The sequence below is a fragment of the Atribacter laminatus genome, assembly GCF_015775515.1.
Lineage (GTDB): Bacteria > Atribacterota > Atribacteria > Atribacterales > Atribacteraceae > Atribacter > Atribacter laminatus.
Genome location: NZ_CP065383.1, coordinates 268,410 through 292,214, shown reverse-complemented (window position 1 = coordinate 292,214; position 23,805 = coordinate 268,410). Strand labels below are relative to the sequence as shown.

The 23,805-nt window shown below is 39.3% G+C and carries 18 protein-coding genes; 16 read left to right on the top strand and 2 right to left on the bottom strand.

Annotated elements, in window-relative coordinates; translation table 11 throughout:
• Positions 1-47 precede the first annotated feature (47 nt).
• Complete coding sequence (locus RT761_RS01415; RefSeq protein WP_218112318.1) at positions 48-1,010, bottom strand: sugar phosphate isomerase/epimerase family protein; 963 nt, start codon at positions 1,008-1,010, stop codon at positions 48-50.
• A gap of 282 nt (positions 1,011-1,292) precedes the next feature.
• On the opposite strand from RT761_RS01415, the gene RT761_RS01410 reads away from it, so the two are divergent.
• From RT761_RS01410 to RT761_RS01385, 6 genes are all read left to right on the top strand, one after another.
• On the top strand, positions 1,293-2,612 hold the full coding sequence (locus RT761_RS01410) for a hypothetical protein (RefSeq protein WP_218112317.1): 1,320 nt from the start codon (positions 1,293-1,295) through the stop codon (positions 2,610-2,612).
• A 608-nt stretch (positions 2,613-3,220) separates the two neighbouring features.
• Entirely contained in the window at positions 3,221-3,958 is a 738-nt protein-coding gene (locus RT761_RS01405) for a GntR family transcriptional regulator (protein ID WP_218112316.1), read from the top strand.
• A 618-nt stretch (positions 3,959-4,576) separates the two neighbouring features.
• Entirely contained in the window at positions 4,577-5,602 is a 1,026-nt protein-coding gene (locus RT761_RS01400) for a Gfo/Idh/MocA family oxidoreductase (protein WP_218112315.1), read from the top strand.
• 3 nt (positions 5,603-5,605) lie between these two features.
• Positions 5,606-7,129: a xylulokinase gene (locus tag RT761_RS01395; protein ID WP_218112314.1), complete on the top strand. Its 1,524-nt coding sequence runs from the start codon at positions 5,606-5,608 to the stop codon at positions 7,127-7,129.
• 54 nt (positions 7,130-7,183) lie between these two features.
• Positions 7,184-7,750, top strand: coding sequence for a glucose-6-phosphate isomerase family protein (locus tag RT761_RS01390; RefSeq protein WP_218112313.1), 567 nt, complete (start codon positions 7,184-7,186; stop codon positions 7,748-7,750).
• Positions 7,751-7,756: 6 nt separating this feature from the next.
• Complete coding sequence (locus RT761_RS01385) at positions 7,757-8,707, top strand: shikimate dehydrogenase family protein (protein WP_343073765.1); 951 nt, start codon at positions 7,757-7,759, stop codon at positions 8,705-8,707.
• Between the two features lie 199 nt (positions 8,708-8,906).
• Here the strand turns inward: RT761_RS01385 and xylB are convergent, their stop codons facing one another.
• Positions 8,907-10,391, bottom strand: coding sequence for a xylulokinase (gene xylB, locus RT761_RS01380; protein ID WP_218112311.1), 1,485 nt, complete (start codon positions 10,389-10,391; stop codon positions 8,907-8,909).
• Between the two features lie 567 nt (positions 10,392-10,958).
• Here xylB and RT761_RS01375 point away from each other — a divergent pair.
• Genes RT761_RS01375 through RT761_RS01330 form a run of 10 tightly spaced genes read left to right on the top strand, consistent with a single transcriptional unit; the run spans position 10,959 to position 23,783 of the window.
• Positions 10,959-11,882 carry an aspartate carbamoyltransferase catalytic subunit gene (locus tag RT761_RS01375; protein WP_218112310.1) on the top strand — a complete coding sequence of 308 codons (924 nt, stop codon included), beginning with the start codon at positions 10,959-10,961 and terminating at the stop codon, positions 11,880-11,882.
• A gap of 4 nt (positions 11,883-11,886) precedes the next feature.
• Positions 11,887-13,170: a dihydroorotase gene (locus tag RT761_RS01370; protein WP_218112309.1), complete on the top strand. Its 1,284-nt coding sequence runs from the start codon at positions 11,887-11,889 to the stop codon at positions 13,168-13,170.
• Between the two features lie 44 nt (positions 13,171-13,214).
• Positions 13,215-14,138 carry an orotidine-5'-phosphate decarboxylase gene (pyrF, locus tag RT761_RS01365; protein ID WP_218112308.1) on the top strand — a complete coding sequence of 308 codons (924 nt, stop codon included), beginning with the start codon at positions 13,215-13,217 and terminating at the stop codon, positions 14,136-14,138.
• Positions 14,135-14,908, top strand: a complete 774-nt coding sequence (locus RT761_RS01360) for a dihydroorotate dehydrogenase electron transfer subunit (RefSeq protein ID WP_218112307.1) — start codon at positions 14,135-14,137, stop codon at positions 14,906-14,908. Before pyrF ends, RT761_RS01360 begins: the two co-directional genes overlap by 4 nt.
• On the top strand, positions 14,905-15,810 hold the full coding sequence (locus tag RT761_RS01355; protein WP_218112306.1) for a dihydroorotate dehydrogenase: 906 nt from the start codon (positions 14,905-14,907) through the stop codon (positions 15,808-15,810). Before RT761_RS01360 ends, RT761_RS01355 begins: the two co-directional genes overlap by 4 nt.
• 8 nt (positions 15,811-15,818) lie before the next feature.
• Positions 15,819-16,403, top strand: coding sequence for an orotate phosphoribosyltransferase (gene pyrE / locus RT761_RS01350; protein ID WP_246465267.1), 585 nt, complete (start codon positions 15,819-15,821; stop codon positions 16,401-16,403).
• Between the two features lie 47 nt (positions 16,404-16,450).
• Positions 16,451-17,650 (top strand): M20 family metallopeptidase, encoded by a 1,200-nt coding sequence (locus RT761_RS01345; protein ID WP_218112304.1) that lies wholly within the window; start codon positions 16,451-16,453, stop codon positions 17,648-17,650.
• On the top strand, positions 17,647-18,627 hold the full coding sequence (locus tag RT761_RS01340) for a DUF1175 family protein (RefSeq protein WP_218112303.1): 981 nt from the start codon (positions 17,647-17,649) through the stop codon (positions 18,625-18,627). Before RT761_RS01345 ends, RT761_RS01340 begins: the two co-directional genes overlap by 4 nt.
• A 58-nt stretch (positions 18,628-18,685) precedes the next feature.
• On the top strand, positions 18,686-23,140 hold the full coding sequence (locus tag RT761_RS01335; RefSeq protein ID WP_218112302.1) for an alpha-2-macroglobulin family protein: 4,455 nt from the start codon (positions 18,686-18,688) through the stop codon (positions 23,138-23,140).
• Entirely contained in the window at positions 23,118-23,783 is a 666-nt protein-coding gene (locus tag RT761_RS01330) for a hypothetical protein (RefSeq protein ID WP_218112301.1), read from the top strand. Before RT761_RS01335 ends, RT761_RS01330 begins: the two co-directional genes overlap by 23 nt.
• Positions 23,784-23,805 lie beyond the last annotated feature (22 nt).

The window sequence follows — 23,805 nt, the reverse complement described above, 5'->3', positions numbered from 1 at the left end:
TGAAAAAGAGACGGTAAGTTTTTACCGTCTCTTTTTAAGAAAAAATTTTATCGAAATAGCTCTTCATCGGTTGCCGATAAAATAATTGCTTCTCTTTCATAGAAGTAATTGGCAGTTTGCCCTACTAACTCATCTAAACTCTTCGGATCCGGTTTTCCCCACATGGCAGGATAAGGGTCTCCGCCGGGTCCTAATGGCTCAGGGGTAACATAGCAAGATTCGTTATTATACCCAATACAGTAGAGAGCCATAATAACCATATCAACATCAAGGAACCCTTTTCCCAGTGCCCCTCTTTGGGTATCAGCGGTGTGGAGGTTGGTTAGATAGTTGCCATATTCAAGGATGGTGGTTCCGATGTGATCTTCACCAACTAACATATGGTAAAGGTCTCCTCCAATATGCTGAACACCAGGATGATTAATGTAATCAATAAGAGCTTTCGCTTCCTTGAAGGTATGACAAAAACTAACCTCAGCAGCTCGAACTGGCTCTATTGCAGCTCGAATTCCATGTTTTTGAAAATCATCAGCGAGAATACGGATAGCATCGCCCGCTCGGTAAAATTCACTATCATCGTACTTTTGAGGCCGACCGACTGCTCCAGGTGAAAAAAGAATATATTTTCCGCCCATCTCGGCGCAAAATTCTATATGTCGGTGAAAGTAGTCAATTGATCTCTGAGTAATATGGGGTTTGTTGCTGGAAAGTTCTGAATCAGGGGAAACCATACCACAGATTCCTCCGACTTTGATTCCGTAATCATCTAAAATTGGACGTATATCCTTGGCTTTATACCCTAAATCAGGTCCATACTTGTTACCGTGTAATTCGATGTAGTGAATATTGTGCTTTGCTAAACGAGCGCAAGAGGTTTCAAAAGGTTCAATACCAAATCCCCAGTTGCTCCAGGATAAGTTCAAGCGATTTTTCCAGTTGGTTTTTTTCCGTATTTCGAGAAATTTCTTTATAACTAAGTTGTCTTTCATTTGAAAATTTTGGAGCTTCATACAACCACCACCTTTATTCAATTTAATAAATTTTAACCGAAACCAATAGAAAAGTTTACTTTTATTTATTTTCCACCTTCATATGTTGTCTAATTCAACAATAAGCGTCATAATATACTCTTTTTTGTCATGAATTGGTAAAATAATTAAAATTATTGAAAAAGAAACTAAAGTAGTTTTTCCAAACCTTTCAACAGAAAATTTATCAATAATTTTTTAAAAATTAACAAATTAAATTAAATTGTATATTTTTTGTCTCAAAAGAAAGGGAGGGTTACAGATTTGAAAGCAAAATTAGTTCCTCTTTATCTTAAATCAGATCCCGATGAAGAGTTTTATCAGCAAATGAGCAATTTGAAAACACTCTTTGAAGAGGAGGCTGATTTGTTAAATCCTATTCCACTGGGAGCAAAACTTCCCGAAGCTGATGCAGTGGTTTTTCCTCAAATATTAGGAGAAGCTTATCGGAAAATTAATGATTTTTATAATATTAAACTCCCAATTTTGGTAATAACCTCGGAGTTTGGTACAGTTTCCATGTGGGACTGGGAAGTGGTGAGTTTTTTAAAAATGAAAGGCCTTGAAGTATTTGCTCCTTATAATATCGAAATGTCAAAAAAAATCCTCAAATGTTTAGCTCTAAAAAGAGAAATGAAAACAACCAAATTTCTTATTTTTCAGGAAAATCCCGGAGAGGGTATGCAAGCCAGTATATTTAAACGTTTTTATTGGTGGGAGAAGGAATGTACTGAGCAAATCAACCGAAAATTTGGTGTTGAAATCATTCGGAAAAGTTTAAAACTGCTCGCAGCAAATGTTGAGAAAATATCAGAAGAAGAGGTAATTAAGATTCAGGAAAAACGAAATATACCGATTGATGGTGTGTCGGATCAAGCCCTTAAAAATGCCCTCAGGCTTTATCTTGCTGTTAAAAAAGAAATTAACAGAGATGCTGCGATCAAAGGGATTGGGACGAACTGCTTAAATGAATCTTATTATTTTAAAACCACTCCCTGTTTGGCATGGGATTTGTTGTTTCAAGAAAAAGGAATCATGTGGGCTTGTGAAGCCGATACTTTGTCTATGCTCACCCAGTACATACTTTATAATACATTAGAAGTCCCAATCATGATGAGTAATGTCTATCCATTTTTAATGGGAATGGCTGCCTTAAAACATGAAAAGATTGATACTTTTCCCGAGATTCAAGACCCCGATAACCATCTCTTAATTGCTCATTGTGGATATTTTGGGTTCATTCCTCGTTCTTTTTCTCATGAATGGAAATTAAAACCAAGAGTTCTTGAAATTGTTCATGAAGATGCAAATGCCATTGATGCAAGATTTCCCGAAGGGGAGGTTACTCTGGCAAAAATTGGTCCCTCGCTTTCTTCTTTATCCGTAGTAGAGGGATATTTAGAGAAGTATGTTCAATATCCTGGTTCTGATTGTCGAAACGGTGCTTTAATTCGAATCCCCGATGGTCACCTTTTGATGAATAAGCTTTATTCTCATCACAATTGCATATTAACCGGACATTATAAAAATGACTTAGAATTAATCGCTTCGGTTATCGGATTAAATATTGAGGTATTGTCTTAAAATAAAAAAAAATGATAAATAAATAATCGTAGAGAAGGAGATTTATTTCATGAAAATCAAGTCGGCTGAAAGCGGCAAGATGATTGAAATATAATGAGGATAGACCCTCATGCTGCTTATGCAGCACCACATGAGGATGAAAATGCCTTCCCAGGAATCGTTTCCCCCTTTAGCAAAGGGGGTAAGGGGGATTTGAGTTTTTTTCCTGCTCGGTCATTGCGAGGAGCGTCTTGTGCGACGTGGCAATCTCTACCATCCACTTAGTCATTCTGAGGAGTCCGGTGTTTTTGCCGGACGACGTAAGAATCTCATCATTTAAAGTATTTATGAAGAAAAAACTTAAAAGATGAGATCCTCACGCCCTCAAAAAGCGAGGGCTCAGGATGACCGATTAAAGGCACACCCCCCTTTATCCCCCCTCAATGGGGGAATTTATAAGATGGTATTTTCAGGATAGATCATAGTTTTCTTCATTTTGAAATATAGAAAAGGCAAGTGGAAAGAAACTCAAGAGTAATCATTCTTGACTATACGAAAGTACTATATTATCATGCTAAGTGGTATTAACCACTTAACCTATTTCATCCCTTTTGGAGGAGTAAAATTGTGTGTCAACCTTAAATCGTAAAACGCCAATACCTCTCTATTATCAATTAATAGAAATGATTCGTAAAGACATTGAAACTGGTTTTTTAAAACCAGGAGACATTATTCCTTCAGAACGGGAATTGTCGGAGAAATATCAAATCAGCCGGCCTACCGTGCGTCAAGCTATAAAAGAATTAGCTTACGAAGGCCTTCTCAATCGCGAGAAAGGAAAAGGGACTTTCGTTTCCCGCCCCAAGTTTAATTACGGTTTCATTCAGCAGTTTTCAACCTTTTATGACGACATGGCAGAGAAAGGCTATCAAGTTCATACTAAAGTTCTAAACATTGAAGTGAGAAATGACCTTCCCAATATTGGAAAAATTTTAACCATTGCTGAAAATGATCCTATTATTTGTATTGAACGAATGCGTTATGTTGAAGGAGAGCCGATTGTCAAAGTTTCAAATTTTATTCCCTTTTCGCTTTGTCCCGATCTCATTCATGAAGACCTTACCGATAAGTCTCTCTATCGAACTCTCTTTGAAAAGTACCATCTTCGGGCATATCGAGCCGAAATAACCTTGGAAGCAACAGTTGCCGATGACCTCGATTCTAAAATCCTGGAAATTCCCGAAGGAGCTCCAGTTATTTTCATGAAAAACATTACTTTTACCCCAGAAAATTCCATTATGGATTATTTTCAATCTCGTTTTCGGGGTGATAAAGGAAAAATCAAAGTCGAAGTATTTTCTAAATAATTTCTCATTATAAAGGGAAAGATATAGCAGGATAGACATCACTACCGTTGCGAAACACCGGTTGAGGATGAAGGCCTAAGATTCCGACATGCCATGGCATGTCGCTACATTAAACGGGTGCAATAAATTGCACCCCTACGAAATCTATTGAAAGGGCTTGATTAATCAAGCCCCTAGATAGGTTATAGGATAGAACCTCATTCCACTTTGGTGGCATGAGAAGACAATGAAAATACTTATTCAGAAATCAATCTCTCCCTTTATCCAAAGGGAGAAGTAATAGTAAAAAAAAATGAAAAGATAAGATCCTTACAGCTTCGAAAACCGAAGCCTTAGGATGACCTCTAATATTCCTTCTCCCTCGATGGGAGAAGGTTAGGATGAGGGCGAAAGACAGGATTTAGATCTAGGATTAGGTATTTAAAAATATGTTTGTGGGTGATATCCAAGCATCTCCCTCACCTTCATCCTCTCCCACCAGGGGGAGAGGAAAAAAGAGAAATGGGAGAAAATTGTGATGATGAATTTTTTCTATTCATAATTCATAACTTACTTTTCACTATATTTAAAGACTAGAAAGGTAATCAAAAAATCATTGAAGAAAGAGAGGAATAAAACTTGGAAAAAGTCAGATTTGTTTTAGTTGGAGCCGGAAGAGCAGGAATGGTTCACGGCCGGAATTTAACGGGTTATATTCCAGAAGCTGAATTGGTAGCAATAGTTGATATTGATGAAAGTCGGGCAAGACAATCAGCAGAAGAAGCAGGTGTAAAAAAATACTCAACCAGCCTCGATGATATTTTAAAAAAAGAAGATGTCGATGCAGTCTGTATTGGGTCATTGACTTTTACCCATAGAGAGATCATTGAAAAAGCCGCTCGAGCAGGAAAGCATGTTTTTTCCGAGAAACCCTTAGCACAAACCCCTGAAGAAGCCAAAAAAATTAAAGAGATCGTTGATCAGACCGGAATAAAATTTCAAATCGGTTTTATGAGGCGATACGATCCAGCCATACGAAAAGCCTATCAAATGGTTCAAGATGGAATTATTGGAGATTTGGTGGTGATCAAATCGACCGGTCGAGGACCAGGGCTTCCTCCGGCCTGGATTTGGGATCGATCAAAGAGCGGTGGAATGTTGGCCGAAGTTTCTGCTCACGATATTGATTCGGTTTTATGGTTTACCGGAAAAAAACCGGAAAGAATTTACATGGAAGCTAAAAATTTTAAATCACCCCAAGCCAGCGAGAAATTTCCCGATTTTTATGACCATTACATTGTGACTATTCCTTTTCAGGATGGTCCATTAGGATCAATTGATGGTGGTTGTCCGGTTGGATACGCCTACGATGGAAGAATGGAAATCTTAGGTACCAAGGGTATGATAAGAATTGGAACCACCGAAGGGAATGGTCCGGTATTAATGACTTTGGACAAAAAAGCTATTTGTGATACCCATGATGCTTGGAGAAACCGTTTTAAAGAAGGTTATTTGGAAGAAATGAAATCCTTTATTCGATGTATACAGAAGGATGAAAAGCCTGAACCATCGGTGATAGATGGTTTTCGGGCAGTGCAAGTGGTGGAATATGCCCACCGATCAATAAAACAACAAAAACCGATAAATTTTGATGGGGAGTGGTAAAAAATGACTTATTTGATTGGTTGTGACTTGGGAACAACAGCTACAAAAACAGCTCTATTTAATGATAAGGGTGAATTGATAGTTGTTGAGAAAGTTGATTCCAATATAATTTATGGCGATGATCGGAGTGTTACCCAGGATCCTGATGAAATGTTTCAATCGGTTATACAATCGGTCAAGAAAGTTATGGAAAAGAGTGGTATTTCTCCGAACCAGGTTGCAGCAATAGCACTCGATGGTCAAATGGCAGGAATTATGGGAGTCGATGATCGAGGTGAAGCAGCGACCCCCTATGATTCATGGTTAGATTTTCGTTCGGCAGATTATGCTGAAAAGATGAAAAAGAAAGCAGAACAATTAGTTATTCGTCAGAGTGGCATGGGACCAAGCATCAATCACGGTCCAAAAATTTTATGGTGGAAGCATGAAAGACCAGAAATTTATCGAAAGATTAAAAAATTCACCGTTCCTTCCAGTTGGATAGCTCAAAAGTTAGCTGGGTTATCTGGTGAAGAAACTTATTTAGATTATACCAATCTACACTTTACCTGTTTTGGAGACCTGCGGAATCTTCGTTGGGATAAGGAAATCCTTCAGATATTTGATGTTGAAGAGGATAAATTCCCTCGAATAGTTGATCCTTGTCTGCAAATTGGTCAGTTGCAACAACCATGGGCAAAAGAAATGGGGTTATTAGCTGGGATTCCTCTGATAGCTGGTTGTGGTGATCAAGCTGCTAATGCCTTAGGGGCTGGAGTATCTGAACCAGGAATTGCTTTTGATGTTGCTGGGACTGCATCTTGCTTTAGTTTGTTTGTCGATGAATACAATCCTGATGTAAAATACAAAGCCCTCATGTTGGCCCAATCCGTTTTAAAAAATTTTTATTATGCTATGGCTTATATTAACGGTGGGGGAATGGATTTAGAATGGGCAAAAAAAGAGCTCTTTCGGGAATGGGCTGATTCCCGTGATGCTTTTCAATTAATGGCCCAGGAGATAGAAAAAAATGCGCCAAAACCTTCGGGAGTTATATTTATTCCCCACTTACGAGGAAGAAATTTTCCCACCCAACCATGGTTACGAGGAATTTTTGCTGGTTTTAGCTGGGATCACCGGCGTGAAAATCTATACCGAGCGATATTGGAGGGCATAGCTTTTGAATATGCTTTTTACTTAAAGGTCATTCGAGAATTGATGCCCACCCTAACTTTTAAAGAAGTTCGGGTGGTTGGGGGAGGGGCAAAGTCTCCTCTTTGGAATAGGATTAAAGCCAGCATTTTAAAAGTACCCTATGTTGAATTAAACCGTCAAGAATATGCAGTATGGGGTTCAGCCTTAATCGCTGGTCATGCAGTCGGTGTATTTCAAGATTTGCAAAAAGCTTCTCTCAATTCGGTTGAAAAGAAAAAAGTTCATTATCCTGATGAAAAATTATCAAAAACCTATGAAAAATTTATCCCATATTATTTGGAAACCATGGACAAAATGAATGAAGTTTTTGAAAAATATCGAGAGTTATTATGAAATGATTATAGAATCCGTTATCATTTGTACTCAGTTCAGAAAGGAAGGATTTGTATGAAACCTTATAATGTCGTAATTAATTTTGAATCAGGGACGCTGGATCCTGGTAAACGAATAATTCGCAAAGTCAGCGACGTGAAAAACATGTTTTACGATACCCAGGCTGCTGAAGAATTGATCCAGAAGGGTGATCCAATGGTTTATGAAGTGATTTATGCTGATGTACCTGAAGAGCAGGGACACTTAGGCCACTGCACGACCATTATTTATCCGGGAAAAATCGGAAATGAATATTTCCTAACCAAAGGACATTATCATGAAAAACTTAGCACTGCCGAAATTTACTTTTGTTTGCGAGGGCAGGGGAGATTGATTATGGAATCTACCGATGGTGATTGTGAAGTTTTAGAAATGTTCCCTGGTTCAGCTTCCTATATTCCCCCCAATTGGTCGCACCGTACCATGAATGTTGGAAAGGAGTTGTTAGTCTTTTATTGTATTTTCCCTGCCGATGCCGGTCATGATTACGCCACTATTGAAGAACAAGGTTATCCAAAATTGGTCGTTGAAATTGATGGGAAGGTTACAGTTATCGACAACCCAAAACGGAAAAATAAATAAGGGGGAATTGGATTGAAATTGCCTGATAAGGCTACACAACCCACCATGTATTTTATCGGTGTCACTACTGAAAAGTCTTCCATTATGAAGCTTTTCCCCTTGTGGGCAAAAGAGTTGGGTTTAGATGGAGCCGTCCTAAAAGGAATTGATATTACCATTCATGCACCAGAAGAAGATTACCGTAAAGCAGTTTCCTTTATAAAAGACGACCCTCTTTCTTCAGGAGCATTGGTAACCACCCATAAAATTGATTTGTATAATGCCTGCAAGGATTTATTTGATTTTCTTGATCCCTATGCTCAAGCCTTTGGAGAGCTTTCCTCAATTTCTAAAAAAGATGGTCGATTAGCAGGACATGCCAAAGATCCAATATCGAGTGGCTTAGCGTTAGAAGCTTTTGTGCCGAAAAATTTTTGGCATGACCACGGTGGTGAGGTGTTTATCATGGGTGCTGGAGGAAGTGCCCGAGCGATGGCTGCTTATCTCTTTGATAAAAACAAAGGGACAAATATCCCATCAAAAATGTATGTTGCCAATCGAAGTACCCCACGATTGGAATCGATGAAAGAAATTATGAAACAGCTCTGTCCTGCGGCACCTATTGAGTACCATCATTGTCCTGAGGTAACTGTTAATGATAATATTTTAAAAAAATTAAAACCCTTTTCTCTTATTGTTAACGCGACCGGTTTAGGAAAAGATCGACCAGGGTCACCGCTTTCTGATCAATGTGAATTTCCTCAAAATAGCTTAGTATGGGAGATTAATTATCGAGGTGACCTCCTCTTTATGCACCAAGCACTCCGCCAAAAAGAAAAGAAAAATCTGACCGTTGAAGATGGGTGGATATACTTTATTCATGGGTGGACTCAAGTGATTGCCGAGGTTTTTCATGTTGATATTACTGACGATCTATTCAACCGCATTGAAAATATTTCCAATAGTTTTCGTTCCTGAATATAAAACCATAGGTCATGAAGTAGTGTGCAATATCCAAAAATACTGCTTTGAAAGCCCATAACCAATCAAGCCCCTACAAAAGATTTAAGAAACTGTAGGGTCGCAATTTATTATGCTCGATTAATGTAGCGACATACCATGACATGTCGAATCTTGGATTTTCATTTTCATTTATGGCACGATGTGACCTAAGAATCTATTGGGGAAAGAAGGGTTTGAGGGCAGGATATAAAGAACGATAGGTTTGATATTTCTCTCTATAAATCTCAAACCATTGATTTTGAGGATTGACCGGTGAATCATACCGAATCATTTGTTGAGCTGCTTCGTTAAAGCTCTGAAAATGACCACTCCCCACCATAGCCAAGATGGCGGCTCCAGTAGCCGCCTCTTCCTTTACTTTAGTGCTTTGAAGGGGATGCTCAAGGAAAGAAGAAAGAATCAATCTCCATAGCAGGCTTTTAGCCCCGCCACCGGCAAAGATGAATTTCTTCCCTTGAATACCTAGTTCTTCAAAAATGCTCACTGAGTCTTTTATTGCCATACTGACTCCCTCCATAATAGCTCGAACCATGTCTCCTCGCTGATGGGTGAGGTGTAGATTGATAAAAGCACCTCGAGCTAATGAATCGCGGTGGGGAGTTCTTTCGCCAATTAAATAAGGGAGAAATACCAAGCCATTGGTTCCAGCTATTCCCCGGGTGGCTTCTTCATCAAGTGATGAATAATCGAAAGTGTAATGATTATTGTCAAGAATGGATTTTTTAAACCAACTTAAGGAAAGTCCAGCACAAAGTGATGCTCCCAATAAATGCCAGGTTTGAGGCACTGCGTGGCAAAAGGTATGAATTCTTAGCTGGCTATCAACAATGGGTTTTTGAATAGCGGTAAAAACTTGCCCACCAGTCCCTATGGTGATAAGGACCTCTCCTTCATTAATAATTCCATTTCCCAAAGCTGCACAATGTTGATCACCAGCTCCGGCTATGACCAAGGCTTCCCCAGAAATGTCGAGTTCTCTTTGAACCGAAGATGATATTGATCCGATAATATGAGCTGATTCGAAAATGGGAGGAAATAAGGAAGGCTTCAAATCAAGCTTATTGATGATTTCTTCCGACCAGTTTCTTGAATTGATATCAAAAAGAAGAGTAGAGGCGGCATCGGCGACATCTGACGATGGCGCAAGCCCTAATTTTATTTTGAGATAATCCTTTGGTAACATAACCCAGTGAGTTTTCTTGTATGATTCAGGACGGTGTTTTTTTATCCAACACAATGAAGCAGCCATAAAACCAGTAGCAATATCACTTCCGGCGATAGGAGCCAAACGAGGTCCCAGTTTTTCTCTTATAAAATGAACTTCTTTTTCGCTTCTTTGATCTGCCCAGATGATAGCCGGACAAACCGGTTTATAATTTTTATCCAACATGACCAAACCATGCATTTGACCGGAAAAACTTACTGCTTTGATTTCTCGATTTGGAGCCGAATGAATGACTTCCTGTAATGCTGAAAAAGTTTGCTTCCACCATTCTTCAGGCTCTTGTTCTGCAAACCCTAATTGTGGAGTTAAAATGGGATAATCCCGTTGTGCCAAGGATAGAAGATGCCCTGCCTCATCATAGAGAACTACTTTGACGCTTTGAGTTCCTAAGTCGATTCCAATAAAAGAAGACATTGCAATCCTCCTCCCAAAAGGTATTCAGCTAATAAAGATTAGCATTCAATTATGACCCTGGCAAGAGAAGGCAGCCTCAAAAAATTCTCTTAAAAATAATTGACATGAAACATTGAAATGAGTATCCTTATTCAGGGTTGTAGTATGTTAGAAAAGAAGAAAGCGGAAAAAGAAAATCGATTTGAGAAGTCCATCTTATCCTGGTTTTAGGAAAGGTGGACTTTTTTTTGCCAAAAAATCATTGTCCATAGTCTTTTTTAAATGAGCTATTAAAACGGTGAGGATGAAAATAAACTCAAGAGCCAATCTCCCCCTTTAGCAAAAGGGGAATAAGGGAGATTTAAAAATTGAAAAATCGGATCCCGAACCATCTCCCTCTGTCCAAAGAGAGGAATGAATAAAGATTGAGCTCATGAGATTGCCGAGTCACTCCGTTCCTCGTAATGATGAGTCAGATTTCCTTCTCCCTTGATGGGAGAAGGTGAGGATGAGAGTGATTATTTTTAAGCTCACCACTCATTCGTCACTCATTTAAATCTTGATAAGAAAGAAGGGGGTCAATGGGGAGTGGAATGGAAACATAAACACTTATTAGGGATTGATCAATTAAGTGGTGAAGAAATCAAAATCCTTCTTGAGAAAGGAAATCAATACCGAAATTGGTTAGAGCAATCACCAAAAAAGTTAACTCGATTGTCTGGTTATTATCTTATCAACCTGTTTTTTGAAGCGAGCACTCGAACACGGGTATCTTTCGAAATGGCCGGAAAACTTTTAGGGATGGAGGTTGTAAACTTTACCAATGAATTGAGCAGTTTAAATAAGGGTGAGAGCTTCCGTGATACTGTGCGGACTCTGGCACGGATGAAAGCCGATGCTTTGGTTATTCGCCATCGATCTAGTGGGATTCCACTCTATATTTCACAATTTCTGCCCTTTCATATAATCAATGCCGGTGATGGCATGAGGGAACATCCTACTCAAGCCCTTCTTGATTTACTCACTATGAAAAGAGATGGAATAGATTTTACCCGAAATACGGTAGCCATTATTGGAGACATTCTGCATAGTCGGGTTGCCCGTTCGCTAAGCATAGGACTCAAAAAATTAGGAAGTCAGATCATTTTTTCTGGTCCACCAACCCTCATTCCAAAAGGCATCGAGGTGTTAGAGGGTCAGGTTATTTATCCGGTTGAGGAGGCGATCCGACAAGCTAATGTAGTTTACTTGCTTCGCATCCAGAAAGAACGTCAGGAAGCGGGATTTTTCCCTAGCACAAAAGAATATTCACACTTCTTTGGTCTGAAAGAAAATCTAAAAAATACTAATAATGGTCGTTGGAAAAAAATCATGCATCCTGGTCCGGTAAATCGGGGATTAGAAATTGATTCATCTCTGGTTGAAAAGGAAAGTTCTCTGATTGAAGAACAGGTTAGCTGTGGATTAGCCATCCGCATGGCAGTTTTAGAAACTCTTATCTTGGGGGGATGAACGGATGAATAAGCTCTTGATAAAAAATGGAACTGTAATTCTTCCCCAAAAGGATCGGACCATAGAAGCCGATGTATTAATAGATGATGGTGTCATCGTTCAAATTGAACCGGGGATAAATGACGGAAAGGCAGAAGTGATAAATGCCAGTGGATGTTTAGTAGGTCCGGGTTTTATTAATATTCACGTTCATTTTCGCGAACCCGGGGAAGAAAAGAAAGAAGATCTTTTATCTGGATCTCGAGCAGCGATTAAGGGTGGATTTACCTCAGTACTATGTATGCCTAATACACGTCCTCCTATCGATTCTCCCTTAGTGATTTCCTATCTTCTCAGCCGAGCTCGTGAAATTGGCTTGGTCAATGTTTTTCTGACTGCCGCAATCAGTCTGGGACTAGAAGGAAAAGCCATGACCGACGTAGGGCTTTTGAAGAATGCCGGAGCAATAGCATTAAGCGACGATGGAAAATGCGTCAAAGACAGCCTGTTGCTTTATCGGCTCATGACCTATTCAAAATATTTTCATATGCCTATTATTCTGCACGAAGAAGATACTGATATTGCTGGAGAGGGTCAAGTCAATGAGGGAAAAATGGCGTTTAAAATGGGATACCGGTCTTTACCAAAAGTTGCCGAAGACTCGATCATAGCCAGAGATTTAGTCCTTGCCCATTCGACTGAGGCACTTGTTCATTTTACCCATTTATCAACGGCAATGAGTGTCAAGTTAATTGAATGGTTTCAAGGCCAAGGAGTTAAGGTGAGTTCCGATGTCACTCCACATCACCTTCTTCTTGATGATCAAAGCATTCTCCAATATGGGAATCAAGCCAAAGTAAAACCACCCCTTCGGGATCAAACCGATATTGTTGCTTTAAAAGAAGGAATTCAGCGAGGAGTTATTAAAATTTTAGCATCAGATCATGCTCCGCATACCCATGAGGACAAAGAAGGTGATTTTAATGAAGCTGCATTTGGTATTTCCAACTTGGAAATTGCAGTCCCACTCTATGCGAAGGCGTTGATTGAAGATGGAATCATCAACTGGCTTGATTTTTGGAAACTGCTTAGCTTCAATCCGGCTCAATTTTTAGGATTAATAAAAAAAGGTAGTTTAGAAACTGGCATGGATGCTGATATAACCATACTTGATCCGGATACCCATCATGAGGTCAAGGTAAATGAATTTGTCTCAAAAGGAAGAAATTGTCCTTTTGATGGATGGCAGTTAAAAGGATGGCCGGTGGCAACGATAGTAAATGGTAAAATAATGATGAGACCTTCGTGATAAGAAGTATAAAGAAGAAGTATGGTAAAGGAGAACCAAATGGTATGAACTTTGCTGATAGAATAAGCCTCTGCATTCAAAAGTTTGGTCCCTTAGTACTTGGATTAGATCCCCATATTGAATATCTTCCCCGGTTTATCCTTGAGCAAGAACTGAAAGAAAAAGGAAAAACCTGGGAAGCCCTGGCTCAAGCGGTTACCCTAACCAATAATAAATTACTAGATGAGCTCCAAGACACAGTGGGTATGATAAAAATTCAGATGGCTTTTTATGAGATGTTGGGGATTCCAGGAATGTCAGCCTTAAAATCAACTATTGAACATGCTCGGAACTTGGGATATATCATCATTTTAGATGGAAAGCGTAATGATATCAGTAGTACTGCTCTTGCGTACGCACGGGGATATCTCTCATCGGTTTCTTTTCCAGGTGGTCAAATAGAATCTTTTTGGAAGGTTGATGCTTTAACGATAAATCCCTATTTAGGAGAAGATGGCTTAAGACCCTTTATAGATGAAGCAGGCAAAACCGACAAGGGTATTTTTGTGTTATGTCGAACATCAAACCGAAGCGCACCTACTGTACAGGACGTTTCGGGTCCAGAAAAAGTCTATGTTAAAGTTGCTCAGATGGTAGAAGCCTTGGGAGAAAAAATGATCGGTGAATCAGGATTCAGTTCGATTGGAATTGTCGTTGGGGCGACTTATCCTGATGACTTGAAACTACTTCGTACCAATTTTCCTTCACTTTTGTTTTTAATTCCTGGAGTAGGAGCTCAAAAAGGTTATATTAAATCCCTGGCTAATGCCTTTCGAGATGATGGTTTAGGTGCAATTGTTAACGTATCTCGCGATGTGATTTTTGCCTACCGTGAAGATTTGAACAACGAATCCGGAGTGGGATTTGAAAAAAAGGCTCGAGAACGAGCGATTTACTATCAAGAAAGATTTTGGGAACTTTTTCGATGAAAAGAGCCAAAATTGTTCAAAAAAGATTCCTTGGAACATCCTTTGTTGAATTGTGGCTGGAAGAAAAGGACATTGCTCATCTCGCCAGTCCTGGACAATTCGTGATGGTTACCACTGGATCATCTTATGACCCTTTTTTAAAAAGACCCTTGGGAATTTTAGCTTGTCAAGAAAACCAATTTGGTTTGCTTTTTGAAATTGTTGGTCGAGGAACGCAAATTTTGTCACAGCTCGAGATTGGAGATCAGGTCGATCTGCTTGGACCTCTGGGGAATGGATTTTCGTTAAATCCCAAAGAAGCTTTATTAATTGGTGGAGGTCGTGGATTCGTTCCCCTTTATTTTTTAGCCCAAATTTTTATCAACAAAAAAGTTCCATTTCAATTTTTCTTCGGCATTCGAAGTCAAGAAGAAAAAGTCCTTATTGAATACCTCTCTCAACTTCCAATTCCTTTAGTAATAAGTTGCCAGGAGGAATTTTCTGGTTTCTATTGTGGAACAGTTTTGGACGCTTTTGAGAATTGGCGTCAGCAACATTCTTTATCAAAATCTGCTCCAAAAATTTATGCATGTGGACCACAGGGAATGTTTCAGACTTTAGCAAAAATGGATGACATTATACCCAATCAGATAGAAGTATCACTCGAATCACGAATGGGATGCGGATACGGTGTTTGCCTAAGTTGTGCAGTGAAAAAGAAAGGCCTACCTGGATATTTCCATGTTTGTAAAGATGGCCCAGTATTTCGATTAGGAGAAATTGAACTATGAATCTCCAAGTCCACTTGGGAAATTTAACCCTATCCAACCCGATCATCTTAGCTTCAGGAACTGCCGGGTATGGTCGAGAAATTGCTCCTTATTTAGATCTTGATCGTGTTGGAGCTTTCACTCTTAAAGGATTGAGCTCAACTCCCTGGGTGGGGAATCCGCCACCTCGTATTCACGAAACTTATGCGGGAATAATGAACTCAATAGGCTTAGAAAACAAAGGATTTGACCGCTTTTTTCGAGAAGACTTGCCTTTTTTAGAGAATTTTCAAACCAAGATTATTGCCAATATTTGGGGAAAAACCATTGAAGAATATTCGGATATTGCCAAAAAGATGAACGGATTAGAGCGGATTGATGCTATTGAGGTGAATGTTTCTTGTCCTAATATCGAACAAGGTGGAGAAAGTTTTTCGTCTAATGGTCAAGTTTTATGCCAACTCATTCAGAATTTGCGGCAGAAAATCCAAAAACCCCTTATCGTTAAATTAGGACCTAATACCGATGACCTGAATAACGTTCTTCAATTTATGGAAAAGGAAGGCGTAGATATACTGAGTGTTACCAATACCTTTCCAGCTTTAGCAATTGATGTTGAAAATCAGAGCTATATTTTTTCCAGAAAAACCGCTGGGTTATCCGGGCCGGCTATTAAGCCGTTGGCTCTTAAACTGGTCTATGATGTAATACAAAGAACCCGACTTCCGATCATCGGAATGGGTGGTATAATGAAAACGGAAGATGCCCTTGAATATTTCCTTATCGGGGCTCAGGCAGTTGCGTTGGGATCGGTAAATCTCATTGATCCTTCGGCTGCTGTTCAAATCATTGAAGGTATCAAAACTTATTTGGTCCAAAAAAATATCTTTGATATTAATGATTTAATTGGAAAAGTGAGGTAGGTATTGTGATGAGAGAGCAAGAAATCCTTCAGTTATTTCGCGAGGCTGGAGCTTTTATGGAAGGACATTTTCTTCTCACCTCCGGCTTACACAGTCCCTTTTATATAGAAAAATTCAAATTACTTCAACAACCAAAATATGTTGAATTATTAGCAGGAGAGCTTATCGAGCGTTTTTCGGGAGCGACACCGGATGTTGTTGTTGGCCCTGCGGTTGGGGGTATTATTCTTGCTTATGAAGTTGCACGACAATTGGGGATACGAATGGCTTTCACCGAAAGAGAAAATGGGAAAATGAAATTTCGTCGGGATTTTGTTTTGGACCAGAATAACTCAGTTCTCGTCGTTGAAGATGTGGTTACCACTGGTTCTTCAGCTCAAGAAGTGATTGATGTTATAGAAGAAACTGGAGCCAAGATTATCGGAGTGGGGATACTGGTTGACCGAAGTGGGGGTAAGATTCAATTCAAATATCCCTTTCAGCCCCTATTGCAAATGGAAGTTAAAACCTATTCACCTGATGAGTGTCCTCTCTGTCAAGAACATATCGAACTCCAAAAACGGGGAAGCCGAAATTTATCAGCAAATCCTTAATTTAATATTGATTGGAGAGAATTGTTTTTGAAGGAGAAAACCCAGTAATGCCTGATTTAAAAAGCCTGTTGGATAACGAGTTTGACCTATTTGAGCCCATCCACTTAGCCCAGAATTTAGTTCGTATTTCCAGTGTTTCTCGAACCAGAGGAGAATCGGATCTTGCTCGTTATATCGCCAATTATCTTATTGACCATCAAATCCGAGTGGAATGGCAAGAAGTCGAAGAAGGCCGAGCCAATATAATTGCAGAAATTGACGGAGGGAGAGGAGAAGGCCCTTGTCTATTGCTGAATGGACATTTAGATACTGTTCCGGTTGGAACCGGTTGGACCATGCCACCCTTGGGTGGCCAAGTGGTTGATAATTATCTTTATGGCCGAGGGTCATGTGATATGAAGGGATCGCTTGCTGCCATGATGTATACGGCAAAAATTGTATCCCTTTTTACTCCCAATCTGTTTGGAAAATTAAAACTGGTTTTTGTTGTCGATGAAGAACAAGATAATCTTGGAATAAAAAAATGGATAGAGATCTGGCAAAAAAATTGGGAACCAATCGATTTTGCAGTGGTTGGTGAACCAACCGGTTTGAATATTAGCTTAGGGCATCGGGGAGTTGCCGCCTTCCGTGTTACCATCAAAGGAAAGTCGTGCCATGCTGGAATCGCTCATCGAGGAATAAATGCCATTTATATAGCCTCAGAAATTCTTCAAGTTATTAAAGAAAAGCAAAATGAGTTCGATCAATATGGAGATGATGATATTGGAAAACCGGCTCTCAGTGTTGGAAAGATTCAAGGTGGAACATCACCAAATGTGGTTCCTGATCTGTGTTTTTTTGAAGTCGATGTCCGAACCGTTCCCGGGTTATCCCTTGATGAAATAAAATCTCTTATTTGTGATTCAGTTAAAAAAGTCTTTGAAATCCATAATCTCCCTTCAACTTTTGAAATTGAACAGTCAATACCTCATCTTCCGCCAGTTAAAATTCCTCGCGATGTTCCGGGGATTGACATACTCAGCCGTTCTATTTCCGATATTCCCGGAGAAATGCCAATTTTTGCTCCTTTTCCAGCTTCTTGTGAAGCAGCTTTTTTGGATCAGGTTGACATCCCGACCGTCATTATTGGACCAGGACGAATTGAGGAAGCTCATACTGCCAATGAGTTTGTTTCTATTACTCAGATTGTTGCTGCCTCACGAATTTATTCCCTTCTTGCTTTACGGTTTTTGGGTGGAGAATGAAGTTAAAACGCTTTTCAAGGCTTTTGGTTTTTTTACTTCTTTTTTTAATCAGTTCCTTAGCCCTTCCTTGGAAAATTGAGAGCCCAGAACAAATCAATCTCCAAGTTTTAGGCGAGAAAAAGACTGTTCTTATTAAAATCAAAAATTTTTGGGGTTTCTCTCCCTGGTGGAAAAGTTTACAGGTTAAGACGGTTGATGGCGATTTGTTGAATGTGAAGCTGGTATCCGATCAAGTGCAGCTTTCACCGAAGCTGCTTGAAGGCAAAACTGAATTAATGATTCGATCGTTTCCAGTAATTACATATCTCAGTGTTGAAGTCGATCCCTATTTAGAAGATTTAGACAAAGACGGCTTCCCCGATGTAGCAGAATTAAAAACTGAATCTGATCGGCAGCTTTTTCGTGATTTATTTGTCAATATTGCTCGTTCTCAAATAGCCCAGGAAAGTGAACTATGGAAGGAAAAAGATTGTTCGGGATTAGTTCGTTTTGCTTACCGAGAAGCCTTGAAAAAACATAATACGGCTTGGTTCCAGAGTTTTCAAGGAGAATTAGAGAGTCTTTTTGATATTCAATCCTTCAATTACCCACGGATTCCTTTGTTGGGGACGCGTCTTTTTCGTATCAAACCAGGTCCTTTGCGCTTCGATACCATAGAAACCGACTTTTCGGTATTTGCTTCGGCACAGTATCTTTTATCCCATAATGTGGTTTTTTTGGGGAGAGATATCCAGGTGGCAGAAAGGGGAGATCTCATTTTTTTTTATCATCCAGGCTTTTTCAATTTTCCTTATCATGTTATGATTTATGAGGGGAAGGGGAAAGTTATTTATCATACCGGAACTATCGAGGATCAAGAAGGTTATATTCAAGAAATATTTTTGGATGACCTGAAAAAGCATCCAGATCGTCGCTGGTGGCCGGTTGTTGATAATCCATCTTTTTTAGGATTCTATCGGTTTAAAATATTAGAGTGACAAATATTATAACCTTGGTTTAAATGATTAGAAAGATAAGCCCGAAGGAGGGAGATTCTTGAAACTCTTATCCTGGATTAGTTTCATTTTTTTAACTGTATTTATTTTTTTATCGGGAAGTTCGTTTGCTTCTCCATATATCTCACTGAGTGTACCGGCTCATATCTATCCGGGTGAATCAATAGAAGCAAGGGTTAATGTGAGCGAAATCAAAAGTCTTCAAATGTCGTTGTTTCGTATTGATGATCCGGGAAGCTATATCTTAGAAAGCAATAAAGAATATTTTTTCTCAGTTGATACCTGGAGACCGAAGAGACCACTGAATAAGCAGGAAAATTGGCAAAATTTAAAATTTAGTTTTTTCCAATCACTACGAGGGATTGCCTCCAAAGTACTTTCTCCAAGTCTTAAACAGAGTTTAAAAGATATTTTAGGAATTGAAGGTTCAATCCCCACCCGTCCAATTGAAATTACCAGTGATGATTATCACCGTAACTCTTCACTGCTGAAAAGTTGGTTACAAGAAATCCGCTATTCCAAAGATTCTTCCTATACCTATCAAACCATCACTCTCAATCCACTTCAAGAAGGTGTTTATCTTCTTACTGCTGCGGGTGGAGGCAAAGAAGCTCGGGTTATTTTTTCCATTACCCGGTTGTCTCTCATATCCAAAATTGATCAAAACCAGATGATGGTATTTGTTCAAGACCGAAAAAGTGGGCAAATTTTAGAGAAGGTTCGGATGAGGTTATTAGAAAAAAATCAAGTGGTCAGCGAAGGAGAAACCAATTCTGAAGGTCTTTGGTCCAGAACCGACTTGAAGCCAAATGAAATGACCCTCATGGCTCAAAGGGATAAAGAATATGCTTTTATGAATATTTATCCTTATTATTTAGATACCAGGTCTAAACTGGATGTTTTTATCTATACTGAAAGACCGCTTTACAAACCTGGTCAGCGAGTTTATTTTAAATCTCTGTTACGAGAAAAATTAGCAACCAGTTATATTGCACCTCCTCCTGGTGAGAAAGTGAAAGCCTTTCTAACTGATTATCGTGATAATATCTATGCCAGTACCGAACTGGTTTCTGATGAGCATGGAAATCTATCGTCCTGGTTTGACCTTCCAATGTCTCTTGATGAAGGAGATTATTTGATTAAGTTATCTTGGAAAAATAGCGATTTCTATCGGATGGTATCCATTGAAAACTACGAAAAACCATCCTTTGAGGCTGAAATAAAAACTGAAAAAGAAACTTATGCCAATCGCGAAACAGTGACAGTCAGAATTCAGGCGAATTATTATTCTGGACAACCGCTTACTCCTGGAACATTTCGCTATCAAGTCCTTCGCTACCCAATGTATTACTGGAGATATGGTAGTCAGAGCGAAATGGTTGAAGAAAATACTGGAACTCTTGATGAAAATGGGGAAGCAGAAATATCTTTTGTTCCCGAAGTAGAGGGGAATGCTTACTGGTATGAGGTGCAGGTCGGAGTATTTGATGCCGCTTATCGAGGAGTGCAAAAAACCGCACATGTAAAAGTTTTGATGGGAGATTTTGCTCTACTTCTTAAGTCCGATCGCTATTTTGTTGGAGTCAATCAAAATCTCCAATACACTATTGAAGCTTATGATGCTGAAGAAAAAAAAGTGGATGTTGGAAAAGTTTACGCAACAATATATCTTTTGACTTGGGATAAAGAAAAGAAAGATTGGAATGAAAAATCGGTAAAGCTTTTTTCCTTTGAAGTTGTCAACGGGAAGGCCGATATTGATTTTGCCATGGAGAAACCAGGATATTATCGTTTGGCCTGCCAGACTCGCGATGAAAAAGGGAATACCATTACCGCCTCTGATACTTTTTATGTCACCGGATCCGGGTTTTATCTTCCAACCACAGGAATAGAACTTCATCTTGACAAAAAAGAATATAAAGTCGGTGAAACTGCGAATCTTCTTGTAGTTCCCCCGGTAACTGAGGAATTTCCTCATTTATTAACCATTGAGGGAGAGAAAATTCACCAAATTGAAGTGAAATCTAAGGCCAAAGAGCCTTATCAGGTTTCAATACCCATCACCAAAGACTATATACTAGGTTGTTATGTAACTTTGTCGACTTTTAATAATGGAAACTATTACAATGAAAGTATTCAAATTCCAGTCATTCCAGAGAGAGAACTCCTGGTAAAAATTTCAACCGATAAAGAAGTATACCTTCCTCAAGAAAAAGGAACCCTTAAAGTAACGATTCTCGGAAGTGATTCTCTCCCCAGGCAATGCGATTTTTCTATTGCCATAGTGGATCAAGCAATTTTTGATATTTCTTGGCAATGGTGGGAAAAGATCTTCGAGCACTATTATGAAAATTTATATAATAAAGTATATACCCAGTCATCATGGTACGAGTATTTTTATGGTCAGGGAGAAACAGTCCAAAATGTTCGTCCTCAGTTCAAGGGGAATGGTCGAGGAGGAGCGGTGGAACCAACTGTGCGAAAATATTTTCCCGACACTCTGCTTTGGATGCCAAGTCTAAAAACCAATCAGCAAGGAGAAGCAGAAATTGAGTTTACCTGTCCTGACAATCTGGCCAGTTGGCGAGTTGAAGTAAGAGCCAACACCGCGGATGAATTTGGAGAATCGGTTATTAACTTTAGAACATCCAGTCCTTTTGCTTTCCGGGTTGAGTTGCCTCCATTTCTTTCTAAGGGGGATTCGCTTCAAACCCAGATGACCCTTTGGAATGAGTATCCGAAGCAAAAAGTTCGGCTCGAAGCCCAAACCGGTTCTGAAATAAAAATCGGAACCTATCCTCGTGAAGTGGAGATTGATGCCAACCAGAATTTAGTTATTCCAGTCCAATTTCAAGCGATTGAAGCTGGGTTACCCTATGTCAGAATGTATGCACGGGGCGAACTTGCGGGAGATGCCATTGAAGTCACTCAAAAGGTTAAACCTCGTGGCGTTGAGATTGATCAAATATTTACTACATTTGTTTCTGATGGGAAGGGGAGTCTCGATTTTGTTTATCAACCGGAAATGTTCAATCACCCACCCAAGGTGGAATGTATTTTGTATCGAAATCTCAATGGCATTTTTTACCAAACCATGGAAGATATGTATTATTATCCCTATGGTTGTACCGAACAAACCTCCAGTCGAATTATTTCTCTCCTTTCTTTGCCCCTTCCTGACAATTTAGAATGGACCAAAACCGCACCACGAGAAATCCAAGAAGGAATTTATCAACTCTATGCCTTGCAACACTATGATGGTGGGTGGGGTTGGTGGAACCTTGATGATAGTAATGTTTTTAATACGTCTCATGCCCTGTTAGCTTTAATCATAGCTCGGGAAAAGGGATATTTGGTTTCCGAAAATTCCATTCTCCAGGCAAAATCTTATTTAATGAATATCAACAAGGATTTGGTTCCTTGGGAGAAAGCCATGAGCTATTATGTATTAAGCCAGGCCGGAGAGAAAATCACCGACCTGACTTCTTTTGAAATAGACAAAAGATTGCAGGCGATGGATGCAAAAGAGATTGCCTGGTTAAGCTTAGTTGCGCAAGGAGATACCCAACATAGGCTCCTTGAAGAACTAATAAAAAGAGCACAACCAGTTGGAGATGCGGTTTTTTATGGATATTCCAATCCAGAAAAGCCTTGGGAAGATGATCGGTTTTTAGCGACATGCTGGGCAACCTTGGCGTTGAATAAAGAGAATCGGCCCCTTGCTGAAAAAGCTTTCCTTTGGCTGCTGCGCAATATTCAATCCGACTGGTATATCAATACCATGGAAGTTGCTTATTTTATGAAACTGGCTTCACTATTCCAAGAAGAATCAACGGTTTCTGAAGCTCGCTATCAAATCGTTCTGAACTCGGAGAAAATAGAAGATGGTCAATTCGATTCGGGTATTTTCAACAAAAAAATCGATTTGGATGGAGGAAATTTACTTTCTGGAGAAAACCGAATTGAATTGTTTGGTGAAGGAGTTTACCTCATGACGTTTAAAATAAGAGGTTTTACCTCCGACGTGCCCCCTTCTTCACAAATTAAAGTGAGTAAAAACTATTGGAAACTCAAACCAATAAAGAACGAAGAGGGGAATTTTGTCTTTACCAAAGAAGCGATTTCTACTCTTCTGCCTGGAGATGAGTTGGTATGCGAGATACTGATTGAAAGCCCTTACCAATTTGATAATTTAGTTATAGAAGATGGTATGGCTGCCGGCTTTGAACTGATTCGAAATGATTATGTGTACCAGCTTCATGATGACCAAGTGTACGATAATTCTGATTTTCCAATTTATATCAATAAGAAAATTTATGACCAGCTTCCTGTCCTTTTCGTTTCCCGTATTGAAGAAGGAGAAAATATGATAAGATACTATCTGAGGGTCCGGGATGTAGGCTCATTTTATGTACGGCCTACCCAAGCCTATTTAATGTATTTCCCGGAAGTACGGGGGTACTCTAAAGAGTATGAATTTAACAGTGGAAGATGAATACCACTGTAGCAAGCGTCGGGTGACGCTTGCTACAGTGGTATTTTTACTAATTACCATACCAACACCAGCCTGGTGTTTGAGCACGACCTATGTAGCTCTTTCTGGTCAATTACAATACCCGCAATTAGAGATGGAACAATGCCTGAAAAGGGCAGCTGATACCATCTATTTTTACACGGGTTTAAATACAGAAATAAACATACGAGTCATTCTTCATCCTAATGGTTTTACTTTTCATAAACATGCCTTTCCTAATTGGTCAGCTGCAGTGTATCGAGAAGGTGAGATTCATCTTCGAAATCCCCATCTTTTACTCAAAAAGGGTATATTAGAGAATACTTTATCTCACGAGTTATTCCATGCTGTTATTCACCAAAACGGTATTATTCTTCCTCAGTGGTTTGAAGAAGGCTTTGCTCATTTTCTATTTTCTACTTCATCACCGATGTTCAGCCATAAAGAAAATTGTAGTGATTCCAACGAGTCTGGCGTCCTGGATTTTTATAACAATTCCTCTATCATGGTTAGAAAGTTAATGAAAGAGAAGAGTCAGAGAGAAATTCAGGATTTTTTCCTTTTTTGCAAAGAGAATGGTTTTATTGCCGCCACTCAAAAATATTTTAAGATTTCTGTCTATTAAAGAAAGGAGCAAAATGGAGAGC